This window comes from Micromonospora sp. NPDC047756 (genome assembly GCF_055587245.1).
This window is the reverse complement of the sequence record NZ_JBVJGQ010000007.1, coordinates 383,694-395,861: the sequence shown is the minus strand read 5'-3', so window position 1 is coordinate 395,861 and position 12,168 is coordinate 383,694. Positions and strand designations below refer to the sequence as shown.

The following is a 12,168-nucleotide window of genomic DNA, read 5'->3' as shown; positions in this document are numbered from 1 at the left end:
GCAGCCCGTCAGAGTCGGCGGCCGTTGGCGTCGTGGGCGACGATGCCGTCCAGCCGCTCCCCCGGGCTGAGCTGCGCCGGGTCGAACCAGAAGATCAGCACCTGCTTGTCGGCACTCCACGGCGCTACCCGGGCGTCGACCTGCCGATCGTCGACCGTACCGATGATCCGCTTGGCGGGGCCGACGAAGTAGCCGAAGGTGGGCACCGGCGCGGCAGCGCCGTCGTCGTAGCCGATCTGGTGGAACCCGGCGCTGCGGTCGCTGCCGTACACGTCGTTGACCAGGATGTCCGTGGTCAGTGAGCCGTCCGGAGCCTGGCGACCGGCGGCCAGACCGATGGACACCTTGGGTTCGCCGGGCACGGACACCGCCACGAAGTAGTAGACCCGCCGGTCCTGGCCGTGCCGCACCTTGGTGTCCACGATCTGGCCCATCGGCTTCGGCTGCGGTACGTCGTGGCCCATCGTCGGCGGTGGCGTCGAACCCGGCGGCGACTTCTCCGCCCACGGCGAAACACCGACCGACGGTGGAGCGACGGCGACCGGCTGCGGGCGCTCGGTCGGCGCCGGATCACCCGGCCCGGACGCGCCGGCAGCCACGACGACGACCATGGCGGCGAAGCCGGTCGCGAGCGTCGCCGCCCCGGCTCCGGCAACGCGTCGACGGGTACGCAGCCGACGTCCCTCGCGCATCACGGTGACCAGATCGAGCACGGCGTCCGGGCGCTCGGTCACCCGCATGGCGTCGCGGAGACGTTCCAACTCGCTCATCGACGCGCCCTCTCGTCGGCCGTGCGAGGCTCGGCGGCGCGCAACTTCTCCAAGGCCCGCGAGCTGGTGCTCTTGACCGTGCCGACGGAAACGGAGAGTTCCCGGGCCACCTGCGCCTCGGGCAGGTCGAAGTAGTAGCGCAGGACGACGATGGCCCGCTCCCGGGGGCTGAGCGCGCCGAGGATGGTGATCAACCAGCGTCGGGTGGCCACGTCGTCGGCCACGTCACCACTGCGTTGCTCCGGCACCTCGTCGGTGGGGTACTCCCGCATCGGCCGTCGCCACCCGTCGACCAGATGGTTGACCAGCGTGCGGCGGGCGTACCCGTAGGCGTCGTCGTCGTGGATGCGCGACCACGACGCGTACGTGCGCACCAACGCGGTCTGCGCGGCGTCCTCGGCCTGGTGGTGGTCACCGGTCATCAGGAACGCGGCGTGCACCAGTCGCGCGGACGCCGCCCGCGCGAACTCGACGAAATCGGCGTCACCCCGCGCCACCGCGAACCCTCCCCGTGCCACAGAGCTAGAGACGGGCGAGGTCGGCAAAAGGTTGAGCCCTGGGTCACATCAACTTTTCGCCACCCTCACCCGTCTTCTCCTCCGCGCCGCCGCCGAGCGACGCGCGAGGGGAGAGACATGTCGACGAAGGTTACCCGCCGCTGGGGCCCCGCCCCGATGGCGTCACTGCTGCTGGTGGCGCTGCTCACCGGGTGCGGCCTGCCCGCCGCCGGGCAACCCGTCACCGACCCGGTCACCGCCGCGCCGCTGCCCGGTGGACCGGCGACGCCTACCGGCCGGGCGACCGGGGCCGCCGAGGTCCGACCCAGTTCCGCGCCCGTCATCGGAGTCAGCTACCCCGCCACCGGCGGTAACCGCTGGTCGGTCGCGCCCGGCGAGACGACCCCCGGACGCGCGACGGCGGGCCAGTTGCTGCGCTACCGGGTCGCCGTGGAACGCGACATCCGGGGCCTGCCGGCCAAGGACGTCGCCACGGCGATCACCGCCACGTTGAACGACCCACGCGGGTGGACGGCGGGTGGGGCGTGGCGGTTGCGCCGGGTCGGTGCCGGCGAACCGACCGACTTCACCATCTACCTGGCGACCCCCGGCACCCGCGACACCCTGTGCCAGGACGTGCCGGACGCCTACACCTCCTGCCGCAACGGTGGCCGGGTGGTGCTCAACGTGGCGCGCTGGGTCAAGGGGGTGCCGGGTTACGGCGCGACGCTGGAGACCTACCGGCAGTACATGGTCAACCACGAGGTGGGGCACAAACTCGGGCACGGCCACGAACGGTGTCCCGGGCGGGGCCGGCCGGCGCCGGTGATGCAGCAACAGACGCTGGGCCTGCACGGCTGCACCGCGAACGCGTGGCCGTACCCGAAGGGCAAGGCCCGCTACCGCGGGCCGGTCGGGGCGTACGACGACGCGATCCCCCGGCGTGAGGACGCCTACTCGGCATCATGAGGACGGCGTGCGCTCAGGTAGGGCGGCGGCGCTCCTGCTCGAGTCGTTCGTCCTGCCGACCCATCTCGTAGATGGCGTTGAGGCTGGTCGGCAGTCGACTGACGTTGTCCGGCACCGGGTCGAGGTCCGGTGCCGGCCCGGAGTTCGGTACCGGCCCGGGGTCGGGCGCGGCGACGGGGGCCGGTGCCCGGCGGCGCAGGAGCAGCAGTGCCAGCACCACGAGGACCGCCACCACCAGCAGGTACGGCACGGGTGGCCAGGCATTCCGGGTCGGGCTGGCCAGGGCCGGCGGCGGGGTCGGTGCGAGGGTGTCGCCGTCGCGCCAGGGCACGGTCGCCTCGCGGGAGCCGGTGCCCTCGCCTTCGGCGGGGCGACCCGGGGCGGCGGGTGCGGGGACGCCGCTCGCCGACCCGGCTGACCCGGGGATCACGATGGAATCCACCGGGCTGGGCCGAGCGGTGACCGGTGACCGGCTCGGTGTGGCCGCCCCGGTGGGGGTGGCGCTCGGCGTCGGAGCGGCACTCGGTGTGTCACCGCCGAGCAGGTCGTCGACGATCTGGCCGACGCCGCCGACGATGTCACCGAGCGGGTTCGAGGTGGTCGACGGGGACGGCGCGGGCGCGAGGGCGAGGGTCAGCGCGAGGACGACCACGGTAGGCATGACGCCACCTCCGATGTGCCGATATGCCACGCACCGTACCGCATGGTGGGATCACGTGGGTGACACCGCGCACCGGGGCGACGAACGCCGTGTCACGTCCAGGGACAGCCGGCTGCGCCCCTCCTCGCCTACGATGCCAGGAACGCGGCGGGCGGCGAGGGGGCGGCATGGTCGATTTCGCGGTGGACCCGGTTGACGTTCGCGAACGTGCGCGAACCCTTGGCACCACGATCGCGGACGACTACGCGAACGAGGCGGACGAGTTCGCCCGCAACTCCGCCATCGATGCGCCCGGCTTCGGGCTCGCCCTGTCGCCGGTGGAGGCGCTCTACATCCAGCGCGTCGACTTCCTCGTGAAGGACGTGCGGGGTGCCGCGGACGTGTGCCGACAGATCGGCGAGAAACTCGGTGTCGTCGCGGATCAGTACGAGCGCGCGGAGAACCTGCACGTGGGCGGGTTCGGTGGCACGCCGGTGCCGGTGAGCAGCTTCGGCGATGCCTACGGTAAGACCGGTACCGCCGATCTCGCCCCGGTTCCGCTGGTCGTCGCCGCTGGCGCCTCGATCACGCTGGCGGAGATCGGCGCGATCATGGGCGGCCTGTCGGCCTGCGCCGCGCTGTGCCCGACGTTCATCGTCGGTGTGGCCGGAGCGGCCCTGTTCGTGGCCAACCCCATCGGTATCGCCCAGGCCGGTGCCGATCTGATTCGTCACGGCGACAATCTGCAGAAGGCGCTCAACACGAACTTCGACAAGATCTGCTCGGCGGCGACCGCGACCTGGAAGGGCCAGGGCAAGGACAGCTTCGTCATCATGTCGACCAAGCTCAAGGCCCATCTCGACGAGCTTGGCGCATACATCCGCACCCTCGGGGAGACCCTGCACTCCCTGGACATCGCTCTCACCGGTCTCTGGCTCGCCCTGGGCGCGATGGCGGGGCCGTTCCTGGTCTGGCTGATCGCCATGCGCACCGCCCAACTCGCGCCTTTTGCCGCCCCCGCGCTGGAGCCGATCATCCAGGTGGCCGGCGCCGCTATGGCCGGCTCCATCACCACCATGATCGCCGGCGCCACTGCGCTGGGCAGCCTGGTCCTGGCACTCATCAACGGGCTTGCCAAGGATTTCCTGAAGCTGATGGCGCTGCCGGACGACGGTGCGGCGGGCACACCGGACCTGACCGAGTTCCGCGTCGGCGAGAACTTCGCCTGACCCCGCCACAAGGAGTCTTCGTGATCGACCCAGACGTGCAACGCCGCATCGAGGGCATGGCCGAGCAGGCGACCCGGTTCGCCGCCGCCATGCAGAATCTCACCGGCGAGGGCACCGACGACGCGGAGCTGGTGCGCGCGACGTGCGACGCGAGTGGTCGCCTCGTCGACATCGACCTGGCGGCGGGCACCCGACGGATGCAGACCTACGAGCTGCGAGAGGCGATTCTTGCCGCCGCTGGCCGGGCCGCCGAAGCGGCCAGCGCCAGCCTGGCGGACGCGGTCTCGCAGGTCACTCAGAGCACCGACATGTACGGCGCCGACGCAGTTCGCCAGGCTCAGGAACAGGTCGCCCAGTATCAGCGGCTCGTCGACGCGCAGCGGGACAAACTCGAGCAGCTGCGCGCCGGTCTCGGCCAGCCATGAGCGCCGGGGCGCCAGAGCTGCGCATGCGTCGACGCCTGCTGCGGGTGCTCGGCACGCTGCGACCGATCAAGGCCGGCTATCAGATGCGCCCGGTGACCGTCGGCGGGGTCTTCGGTGTGGCCGTCGCCGCGCTCCTGGCTCCCTTTGTTACCGCGCCGCTGGCCCCTCAGGTGCCGTGGCTGCCGTTCGTCGCCGCACCGGCAGTGGTGGTGGCCGCCCCCCTGCTGTTGCTGATGGCGAACGTCGGCGCCGTCACCTGGTATGGCGGCGGCGCCGGGCTCCCGATGCTGTCGGTCGCCGACGGGGAGGTCCGCGGCCGACTGCGCGGCGTGTGGGCCGATGAGCTGGCCGACGCCGACCCGGATGACCCGGCCTGGTGGGACCTGCGACTGCCGGCCCGTGCGCTCAGCGGCGTTCGCGTGGAGCACGACAGCCCCGGAGGCCCGCTCCTCGTCCTCGACCTGCCACCCGCGGTAGCGGAGGCGCTGACAGCGAACGCTGACACGCAGAAGCTCGCCGAGCACTGGCGCAGCAGCGTCGACAGCCCCGCCGCGTGGCAGATCGGTCTCTTCGAGGGGCGGTTTCGCCGCGCGCGCCGCCTCCGGGAATTCCTGAAGGCACTCGCCGCCGCGGGTGGCCCGGTCCCCTAGAGCACGCGCCGAGGGCGGAGGTCGCTTGTCGCGCGTCCTCCGCCCGCAGCGTCCGAGATGGTCAGACGGGTAGACCGCCGACCTGGGTGTTGATCCAGGACCGGATGGACGGCAGGTCGACGTAGATGGACGGGCCGGTGGCGCAGGTGGAGTTGTTGTTGCCGGCCCGGCTCGTGGCGCCGATCAGGTTCCACACTCCGTTGACCCGGCGCACCTGCGGGCCACCGGAGTCGCCGTAGCAGGCGCCGGAGTTGCCGTTGGTGTTGTTGGTGCAGATCTCGTACGGGCCGTTGATGCCAGAGCACCGGCTGTCGGCCACGATGGACGTGTCGAGCTCGTTGGCCACGGTCGGGGCCGAACCGCAGCCGCGCGGGGCGCAGGTCTGACCCCAGCCGATGATCCGGGTGGCGGTGCCGACCGCGCCGGAGGTGCTCGGGATCGGGGCCGGCGCGTACGTGACCGAGCTGGCCAGTTGCAGAAGCTTGACGTCGACGCTCGGGTGGTTGACCGCCCGGGTCACCCGCACCACGGTCCCGCCGCTGGAGCGGTTGACGCTGCCCACCCGCACCGAGGACGGCGTCGAACAGTGCTTGGCGGTGACCGCCCAGTTGCCCTTGATCAGCGTCCCGGTGCAGCCGGAGACGTACACCATGAAGGGGTAGCTCTCCGTGGCCGGCCGGCCGCCGACCACCAGTGGGGTGATGTCCGAGGCGTCGTTCCAGGTGTACGTCGTGCTGGCCGGTGCGGCCAGGGCGCCGGCGAACAGTGAGTTCACCCGGCTCGCCTCGGCGGCGCTGGGGTTCGCGTTGCGGCAGGAGACCGGTGCGCTGCTGCCGGACATGAGGTCGGAGCAGAGGCCGGTGCGCCGGTCCGGCAGGCCCAGGATGTGGCCGACCTCGTGGGTGGCGATGCGGGTGCGGTCGTAGCCCTGGTTGACGGCCGTGCGGCCCATCCAGATCCGGCCCGAGCCGAGGCCGGTCGGCTGCGCGCGGGGCCAACCGTCGTCGACGTAGATGGTGATGCTGGCCGGGGTGCCGGCGAGGAGTCGGACGTTGCTGACCCGGCTGTTCCAGATCTGCGCCGCCTGGTCGAAGTTGGTGCGGAACTCGCCGGTCCGGCTCGCGTCGTAGTAGACGGTCCGCACGGCGGCGGCCGGCGTGCCGGTGGCGAGCTGCATCCCGGCCGCCGCCAGGATCGCCACCAGCATGGCCATCGCCGCGCGTCTCAGTTGTCCTCGGAACATCGGGTACTCCCCTGCGGTCGTCCGGCGCCCATCGGCCGCCGGTCATCGATGTACGCCGATATTAGTGTGACGGCGGTCGATGTTCGGCATAGCGGAAGCGTCATACCGGCGACGTCGACGGTGATGTGTGCCAGCCGCACCCGCCCGGTTCGGGCCACCTGCTGTTACTCGGCGGTTACCGCACAGCGAAGCTCCGGTGCCGGGGCAGGACGACGGTGGTGGCAGAGGGTCACCGGCAGCGCCGCCGCGACGTGACCCCGGTAGCGAACGGAGAAACCACAATGAGGATCAGGAGCACACTGACCGCGTTGACGGTCGTCCTCGCCGGTCTGCTCGCCAGCGCGGGCAGCAGCGCCGCCGAGGGCACCACGACCACAGCGGCGTACTGCGGGATCACCTGGGGCAGCGCGGAGAAGGCGGCCGGCGCGCTGAGCGACGCCCCGCTGATCGATGTGCGCACCGGCCGGCACGACTGCTACGACCGGGTCGTCTTCGAATTCGACGGCCCGGTCGACGGCTACGCGATCGGCTACGGCGAGACGTGGACCGAGGGCGAAGGGCTGGCACTGTCGCCGTACACCGCCGGTGGGGCGCTGCTGCGGGTCTCGCTGCGGGCCCCGGCGTACGACGACGACCACCTGGGCACCGTGCCCTACGCGGTCGGCGAGCACGTGGCGAATCCGCTGCGCTACCAGACGCTGCGCGACGTGGTCTTCGGCGGCAGCTTCGAGGGCTACAGCACCTTCGCCGTCGGCGTACGGGCGCGGTTGCCGTTCCGGGTGCTCGTGCTCGCCGGTCCCGGCTCCCACAGCCGGGTGGTGCTCGACGTCGCCCACCAGTGGTGATCGGAGTCGGTCGGCTCGCCTGGCCATTCGCCAGCCGCGGCGGATGGCCAGGCGACGCCTCGACTCACACGTGCGGGGTGGGCCGGTAGACGAGTTCCTGGGTGCGACCGTCGAGGGTCCGGCTCTCGATCAACTCCAGGTCGAAGTCGGCCGCTCCCTGGAAGATCGGCTCGGTACCGGTCTTCCCGGTGATCACCGGGAAGAGCGTCACCTGGACGAGATCGACCAGTCCGGCGGCCATCAGCGCCCGGTTCACCGACAGGCTGCCGTGCGATCGCAGGGGTACGGCGGACTCCTCCTTGAGCCGGGCGACGACGTCGACCGCGTCACCGCGCACGATGACCCCGTCCGGCCAGTCGAGGGGGCCCTCCAGCGAGTTCGACACCACTGTCGCCGGGAGGTTCCTCATCCGGGTCACCCAGGCGTCGCGGACCTCGGACTCCTCGGTGCTCGCGGCCAGCATCTGCGCGAACACCCGGTACGTGTTGGCCCCGAAGACCATGCGCTGATCCACGCTGTAGACGGACAGGCGGTGCGCGAGCAGTTCAGGGCCCTGCTTTCCCCAGTAGCCGCCCCAGTTCCCACTGGTGGTGCCGAAGCCGTCGAGGCTGGAAAAGACATCGACGGTGTAGGTGGCCGTCATCCTGCTCTCCGTTCAGTGGTGAGGTCGTTGCGACGGGTCTCCAGGTAGGCCCGCTCGGTCGCGTTGGTGGCCAGAGCCGCGGCCTGGTCGTAGGCGACTCGGGCCTCTTCGTCATGTCCGAGCCGGGCGAGCAGTTCGGCTCGGGTGGCGGGCAGCCGGTGGTAGCCCGGCAGGTCGATGTCCTCCAGCGCGGCGAGGGCCACCGCCGGCCCGTGCACCTCGGCGACGGCGACCGCACGGTTGAGCGCCACGACAGGGTTTGGCGCGAGCGCGAGGAGTTGGTCGTACAGTGCCAGAACCTGCGGCCAGTCGGTGGCGGCGCCGTCGGTGTGCACGGCGCTGATCGCGGCCTGGATCTGGTACGGGCCGGGCCGGTTGCGGCGCAGACATCGGCGGACCAGGTCATGGCCCTCGGTGATGAGCGACCGGTCCTACAGTGACCGGTCCTGGTCGGCCAGTAGCACCAGGTCGCCGGTCGGGCCGAGCCGGGCCGGGCGGCGCGCCTCGGTCAGCAGCAGCAGGGCGAGAAGGCCCAGGACCTCGGGCTCGTCGGGCATCAACGCGGCGAGTTCACGGGCCAGCACCCAGAATTCTTGTCGGCGACCTCGCCGCCCCGCCGATCATGGAGTTGTGGTGGGTGACAAAGCGACCGCAAGACCTCGAAACGGGCACCACAACTCCATGATCGACGCCGTCGACCTATGCCTCGTCGGCCAGGTGCCAGACCTCGCGCATCGGGGCCCACCAGTCCCCCGAGCCGGGCTCGGCGATCGACTCCTGACACGGGTCGGTCAGCTTCCACCACTCCTGCGTCTGCGGGTCCGCCTCGATCAGCCGCAGGTCGGCCTCGTAGTCCTCGCCCACGTACTCGTAGTAGCCGAAGAGCAGATCGTCGTGCAGGAAGATGGTGTAGTTGCGGAAGTTCGCCTCGCGCAGCGTCTTCTCCACGCTCGGCCAGACGGCGGCGTGCAACCTCAGGTAGGTCTCCCGCTGCTCGGGGCGGAGTCGGATCACGCAGCCATGACGTTTCACGTCGTGCCCTTTCGTGTGAGCTGATCCAGGGGTGCCGAAGGCACCTGACCGTAGCGGTTCGACGGCACGCGGAGGGGGCCAGCCGGCCGCCGATGTCGGCCGTTCCGCCAGGACTACGCACTGTGGCGCCGGGTCTACCCTCGGGTGATGGAGGGCCGCGTGTTGGTGGTCGAGGACGACTTCTCGATCCGGGAGGTCACCGCCCTCGGTCTGCGCCGCGCCGGTTTCCGGGTCGACACCGCTGTGGACGGACGGCAGGCTCTGGCCGCGTTCCGCGCCCACCCGGTCGACCTCATCGTGCTCGACATCATGCTGCCGGGCCTCGACGGTCTGGAGGTTTGCCGGGAGATCCGGCGGACCAGCCAGGTGCCGATCCTGATGCTGACCGCGCGCACCGACACCATCGACGTGGTGGTCGGGCTGGAGTGCGGCGCGGACGACTATCTGCGCAAGCCCTTCGACCTGCCCGAGCTGGTAGCCCGGGTTCGCTCGGTGCTACGCAGGGTCAGCCTGCCCGCCCCGTCGACCGTCATCGAGGTCGGCGGCCTGGAGATCGACCCGGGCGGCTTCGTGGTCCGCCGGCACGGCCGTGAGGTGCCGCTCACCGCCACCGAGTTCCGCCTCCTCCTGGAGTTGGCCCGCCGGCCCGGTCAGGTCTTCACCCGGGAGCTGCTGCTGGACCTGGTCTGGAACCACGACTTCCTCGGCGACTCCCGACTGGTCGACGTGGCGGTGCAGCGGCTACGCGCGAAGGTCGAGGACGACCCGGCGCAGCCACTGCTGATCCGGACGGTACGCGGCGCCGGCTACAAACTGTCGACGGCGTGACGGGGGCGGCGATGGCCGGACACGCGGTGTTGCCCGGACGCCTGAGGCGCCGGCTGACGATCGCGTTCGTCCTGGTCGCCGGCGTCTCGGCCGGTCTGCTCGCCGGCGGGACCGGGCTGCTGCTGCGGCAGTCCTGGTTGGACGCGTCGCTGCACGAGGCCGCCGCCGACGCCCGCTACCAGCTCATTCTCGCTGGGCAGTTCCTGCCGCTGACCGAGCAGCGCAGCACCGAACTGCTCACCAGCTTCGAGGCCAGCAGCCGACACGTGCTGCTCGTCGACGGTCCGACCCGCGCCTCGCACCCCGCGTACGCCCCGGTGCTGGGCACCAGGTTGCGGGCCGTCGTCGCGGACGGGCGGCTCGGCTATCAGCGCTCCGCGCCGGCAGAGCGTCCCCGGCTGCTGGTGATCGGTGGACGCATCCCCGGCTCGACCGCCGAGCTGTACGTCCTGACCGTGGAGGACGACGTCGCCAGCGACCTGGGACAGCTACGCACCGCCCTGGTTTCCGGCTGGGTGCTGGTGGTGTTGCTGGCCGCCGCCGTGGGTCACGCGTTGGCCCGCCGGACGTTGGAGCCGGTGGGCCGGGCCAGTCGGGCCGCTCGAGCACTCACCGAAGGGCTGCTCGCCACCCGCCTGCCGGTACGCGGGCGCGACGAGTTCAGCGTCTGGGCCGCGACCTTCAACGAGATGGCCGAGGCACTGGAGTCGAAGATCGCGGCGCTGTCGGCCGCGCAGGCCCGCGAGCGGCGGTTCACCGCCGACGTCGCGCACGAGCTGCGTACCCCGGTGACGGCGTTGGTGGCCGCGGCGTCGCTGCTGCGCGAGCACCTCGACCAGCTGCCCGACGACGCCCGGCCGGCGGCCCGGTTGCTGGTCGGCGACGTGGTCCGGCTGCGCCGCCTGATCGAGGATCTGATGGAGATCTCCCGGCTGGACGCCGGGCGGGAGCAGCTGGCCGTCGGGCCGGTCGACGCGTTGGCGCTGCTGCACGACATCGTGGCGGCGCGCGGCTGGTCGTCCCGGGTGCGGGTCACCGGTGTTCCGGTCGCGGCGCGCACCGACCGGCGTCGGCTGGAGCGGGTGCTGGCCAACCTTGTCGCCAACGCGGTCGAGCACGGCGGTGGCGAGATCACGGCCAGTGTGGTGGACGCCGGGCCGCTGGTCGTCTTCGAGGTGACCGACGAGGGGCCGGGCATCCCGGCCGAGCACCTGCCCCGGGTGTTCGACCGGTTCCATCAGGTCGATTCGTCCCGATCCGTGCCGGGCAGCGGGCTCGGGCTGGCCATCGCCCGGGAGCACAGCGAGGTGCTCGGCGGCGCGCTGAGCGTGCGCAGCGAACCGGGCGAGGGCACCCGGTTCCGGCTGGAACTGTCCGTCGCCGGGCCCGCCGGCCCGCACGGCGAGCTGCCGGGCCGGGACGATGACGCCCACCCGGGTCCGGTCGGGGGTACCACCGGCAGGCCGGGCGGTGTGGGGTGACCGGGCGCGGCGCGGTCGGGCTGGGCGCATCGGCGCTGGTCGCGGCGCTCCTGCTCGGCGGCTGCGGCACCCCCCGCTCCGGTGACCTCGGGCTCGCGCCAACCGCGCCGCCGCCGAGCGTCGCACCAACCCACCGACCGGAACCCACGCCGACCCGGGCCACAGCACCGACACCATTGGCCACGAGCCGGCCACCTGGTCCGTCGACGCCGGCGTCCACCGGCACGCGCCGGCCGGACCAGGTGACCGTGGAACTGTGGTACCTCCGCGCCGGGCTGCTGGTGCCGACCCGGCGCACCCGGCCGGCCACCGTCGCGACGTCCCGGCTGGCGCTGACGGAACTGGCCGCCGGGCCGAGCCCGGCCGAGGCCGCCACCGGGATGGTCACCCTGCTTCCGGCCGGGGTCGAGGTCACCCGCATCGCCGACGGCGTGGCGACGTTGCGGGTGCCGTCCGTCGGCGACCCGGCCACCCGGCGGCTGCGCGAGGCGCAGGTGGTGTGGACGCTCACCCAGTTCCCCAGCGTGCGGCAGGTCCGCCTCGGCGGCGCGGCCCCGGTCGACCGGGCGGACTACGCCGACCTGCTGCCACCGATCGTGGTCACCGGCCCGATCCCCGGCGAACGTGTCTCCGCACCGCTCGTCGTGACGGGTACCGCCACCGTTTTCGAGGCGACGGTGAGCGTCCGGGTGCTGGACGCCGCCGGGCGGGAGGTGGCCACCGGTTTCGGCACCGCCAGTTGCGGCAGCGGCTGCCGGGGCGGTTACCGCGTCGTGGTCGGCTGGCGCACGGTCCGCGAGCAGAAGGGCACCGTCGAGGTGTACGAGGTGTCGGCCGAGAACGGCGAGCGGGTCCACACGACGGCTGTGCCGGTGGTCCTGGCACCCCGCGACTGACCGCCCTGCCCGAGAGGGTG

The 12,168-nt window shown here is 72.0% G+C and carries 16 protein-coding genes; 8 read left to right on the top strand and 8 right to left on the bottom strand.

The features are described from left to right. Positions 1-8: 8 nt before the first annotated feature. Together ACZ6NZ_RS25010 and ACZ6NZ_RS25005 are read right to left on the bottom strand one after the other, a co-directional pair. Positions 9-770 carry a hypothetical protein gene (locus tag ACZ6NZ_RS25010; RefSeq protein WP_465860448.1) on the bottom strand — a complete coding sequence of 254 codons (762 nt, stop codon included), beginning with the start codon at positions 768-770 and terminating at the stop codon, positions 9-11. Continuing rightward, complete coding sequence (locus tag ACZ6NZ_RS25005) at positions 767-1,267, bottom strand: SigE family RNA polymerase sigma factor (protein ID WP_366613017.1); 501 nt, start codon at positions 1,265-1,267, stop codon at positions 767-769. Before ACZ6NZ_RS25005 ends, ACZ6NZ_RS25010 begins: the two co-directional genes overlap by 4 nt. Positions 1,268-1,405: 138 nt before the next feature. Between ACZ6NZ_RS25005 and ACZ6NZ_RS25000 the strand changes: the two genes are divergently transcribed. Next, positions 1,406-2,236, top strand: coding sequence for a DUF3152 domain-containing protein (locus ACZ6NZ_RS25000; RefSeq protein WP_465860447.1), 831 nt, complete (start codon positions 1,406-1,408; stop codon positions 2,234-2,236). 13 nt (positions 2,237-2,249) lie between these two features. On the opposite strand, the gene ACZ6NZ_RS24995 is transcribed toward ACZ6NZ_RS25000, so the two are convergent. Then, complete coding sequence (locus tag ACZ6NZ_RS24995; protein ID WP_465860445.1) at positions 2,250-2,897, bottom strand: hypothetical protein; 648 nt, start codon at positions 2,895-2,897, stop codon at positions 2,250-2,252. Positions 2,898-3,064: 167 nt separating this feature from the next. On the opposite strand from ACZ6NZ_RS24995, the gene ACZ6NZ_RS24990 reads away from it, so the two are divergent. Genes ACZ6NZ_RS24990 through ACZ6NZ_RS24980 form a run of 3 tightly spaced genes read left to right on the top strand, consistent with a single transcriptional unit; the run spans position 3,065 to position 5,180 of the window. Then, positions 3,065-4,105, top strand: a complete 1,041-nt coding sequence (locus ACZ6NZ_RS24990) for a hypothetical protein (RefSeq protein ID WP_465860443.1) — start codon at positions 3,065-3,067, stop codon at positions 4,103-4,105. Between the two features lie 20 nt (positions 4,106-4,125). Further along, complete coding sequence (locus ACZ6NZ_RS24985; RefSeq protein ID WP_465860442.1) at positions 4,126-4,530, top strand: YbaB/EbfC family nucleoid-associated protein; 405 nt, start codon at positions 4,126-4,128, stop codon at positions 4,528-4,530. A 23-nt stretch (positions 4,531-4,553) separates the two neighbouring features. Further along, positions 4,554-5,180, top strand: a complete 627-nt coding sequence (locus tag ACZ6NZ_RS24980) for a hypothetical protein (RefSeq protein WP_465860441.1) — start codon at positions 4,554-4,556, stop codon at positions 5,178-5,180. A gap of 61 nt (positions 5,181-5,241) precedes the next feature. On the opposite strand, the gene ACZ6NZ_RS24975 is transcribed toward ACZ6NZ_RS24980, so the two are convergent. Further along, the gene (locus tag ACZ6NZ_RS24975; protein ID WP_465860498.1) at positions 5,242-6,357 is read right to left on the bottom strand and encodes a snapalysin family zinc-dependent metalloprotease; all 1,116 of its coding nucleotides are present in this window, start codon (positions 6,355-6,357) and stop codon (positions 5,242-5,244) included. 347 nt (positions 6,358-6,704) lie between these two features. Here ACZ6NZ_RS24975 and ACZ6NZ_RS24970 point away from each other — a divergent pair, with 347 nt between their 5' ends. Further along, entirely contained in the window at positions 6,705-7,268 is a 564-nt protein-coding gene (locus ACZ6NZ_RS24970) for an AMIN-like domain-containing (lipo)protein (RefSeq protein WP_465860440.1), read from the top strand. 64 nt (positions 7,269-7,332) lie between these two features. On the opposite strand, the gene ACZ6NZ_RS24965 is transcribed toward ACZ6NZ_RS24970, so the two are convergent. The 4 genes from ACZ6NZ_RS24965 to ACZ6NZ_RS24950 form a co-directional block, all read right to left on the bottom strand. After that, positions 7,333-7,911 carry a dihydrofolate reductase family protein gene (locus ACZ6NZ_RS24965; protein WP_465860439.1) on the bottom strand — a complete coding sequence of 193 codons (579 nt, stop codon included), beginning with the start codon at positions 7,909-7,911 and terminating at the stop codon, positions 7,333-7,335. Beyond that, complete coding sequence (locus ACZ6NZ_RS24960; RefSeq protein WP_465860438.1) at positions 7,908-8,246, bottom strand: hypothetical protein; 339 nt, start codon at positions 8,244-8,246, stop codon at positions 7,908-7,910. The genes ACZ6NZ_RS24965 and ACZ6NZ_RS24960 overlap by 4 nt, the downstream gene beginning before the upstream one ends. Before the next feature lie 96 nt (positions 8,247-8,342). Further along, the gene (locus tag ACZ6NZ_RS24955) at positions 8,343-8,495 is read right to left on the bottom strand and encodes a DUF6596 domain-containing protein (protein WP_465860436.1); all 153 of its coding nucleotides are present in this window, start codon (positions 8,493-8,495) and stop codon (positions 8,343-8,345) included. A gap of 115 nt (positions 8,496-8,610) precedes the next feature. Further along, positions 8,611-8,943, bottom strand: a complete 333-nt coding sequence (locus tag ACZ6NZ_RS24950) for an L-rhamnose mutarotase (RefSeq protein WP_366613039.1) — start codon at positions 8,941-8,943, stop codon at positions 8,611-8,613. Between the two features lie 147 nt (positions 8,944-9,090). On the opposite strand from ACZ6NZ_RS24950, the gene ACZ6NZ_RS24945 reads away from it, so the two are divergent. Genes ACZ6NZ_RS24945 through ACZ6NZ_RS24935 form a run of 3 tightly spaced genes read left to right on the top strand, consistent with a single transcriptional unit; the run spans position 9,091 to position 12,148 of the window. Continuing rightward, positions 9,091-9,771 (top strand): response regulator, encoded by a 681-nt coding sequence (locus ACZ6NZ_RS24945; protein ID WP_465860435.1) that lies wholly within the window; start codon positions 9,091-9,093, stop codon positions 9,769-9,771. Continuing rightward, on the top strand, positions 9,768-11,252 hold the full coding sequence (locus ACZ6NZ_RS24940; RefSeq protein ID WP_465860434.1) for a sensor histidine kinase: 1,485 nt from the start codon (positions 9,768-9,770) through the stop codon (positions 11,250-11,252). The genes ACZ6NZ_RS24945 and ACZ6NZ_RS24940 overlap by 4 nt, the downstream gene beginning before the upstream one ends. Then, complete coding sequence (locus ACZ6NZ_RS24935; RefSeq protein WP_465860432.1) at positions 11,249-12,148, top strand: Gmad2 immunoglobulin-like domain-containing protein; 900 nt, start codon at positions 11,249-11,251, stop codon at positions 12,146-12,148. The genes ACZ6NZ_RS24940 and ACZ6NZ_RS24935 overlap by 4 nt, the downstream gene beginning before the upstream one ends. Positions 12,149-12,168 lie beyond the last annotated feature (20 nt).

What these genes read in the sequence shown, in the direction of transcription:
- ACZ6NZ_RS25010 (WP_465860448.1), bottom strand. Translation starts at nt 770, where the DNA reads ATGAGCGAGTTGGAACGTCTCCGCGACGCCATGCGGGTGACCGAGCGC.
- ACZ6NZ_RS25000 (WP_465860447.1), top strand. Translation starts at nt 1,406, where the DNA reads ATGTCGACGAAGGTTACCCGCCGCTGGGGCCCCGCCCCGATGGCGTCA.
- ACZ6NZ_RS24995 (WP_465860445.1), bottom strand. Translation starts at nt 2,897, where the DNA reads ATGCCTACCGTGGTCGTCCTCGCGCTGACCCTCGCCCTCGCGCCCGCG.
- ACZ6NZ_RS24990 (WP_465860443.1), top strand. Translation starts at nt 3,065, where the DNA reads ATGGTCGATTTCGCGGTGGACCCGGTTGACGTTCGCGAACGTGCGCGA.
- ACZ6NZ_RS24980 (WP_465860441.1), top strand. Translation starts at nt 4,554, where the DNA reads ATGCGTCGACGCCTGCTGCGGGTGCTCGGCACGCTGCGACCGATCAAG.
- ACZ6NZ_RS24975 (WP_465860498.1), bottom strand. Translation starts at nt 6,357, where the DNA reads ATGCAGCTCGCCACCGGCACGCCGGCCGCCGCCGTGCGGACCGTCTAC.
- ACZ6NZ_RS24970 (WP_465860440.1), top strand. Translation starts at nt 6,705, where the DNA reads ATGAGGATCAGGAGCACACTGACCGCGTTGACGGTCGTCCTCGCCGGT.
- ACZ6NZ_RS24965 (WP_465860439.1), bottom strand. Translation starts at nt 7,911, where the DNA reads ATGACGGCCACCTACACCGTCGATGTCTTTTCCAGCCTCGACGGCTTC.
- ACZ6NZ_RS24945 (WP_465860435.1), top strand. Translation starts at nt 9,091, where the DNA reads ATGGAGGGCCGCGTGTTGGTGGTCGAGGACGACTTCTCGATCCGGGAG.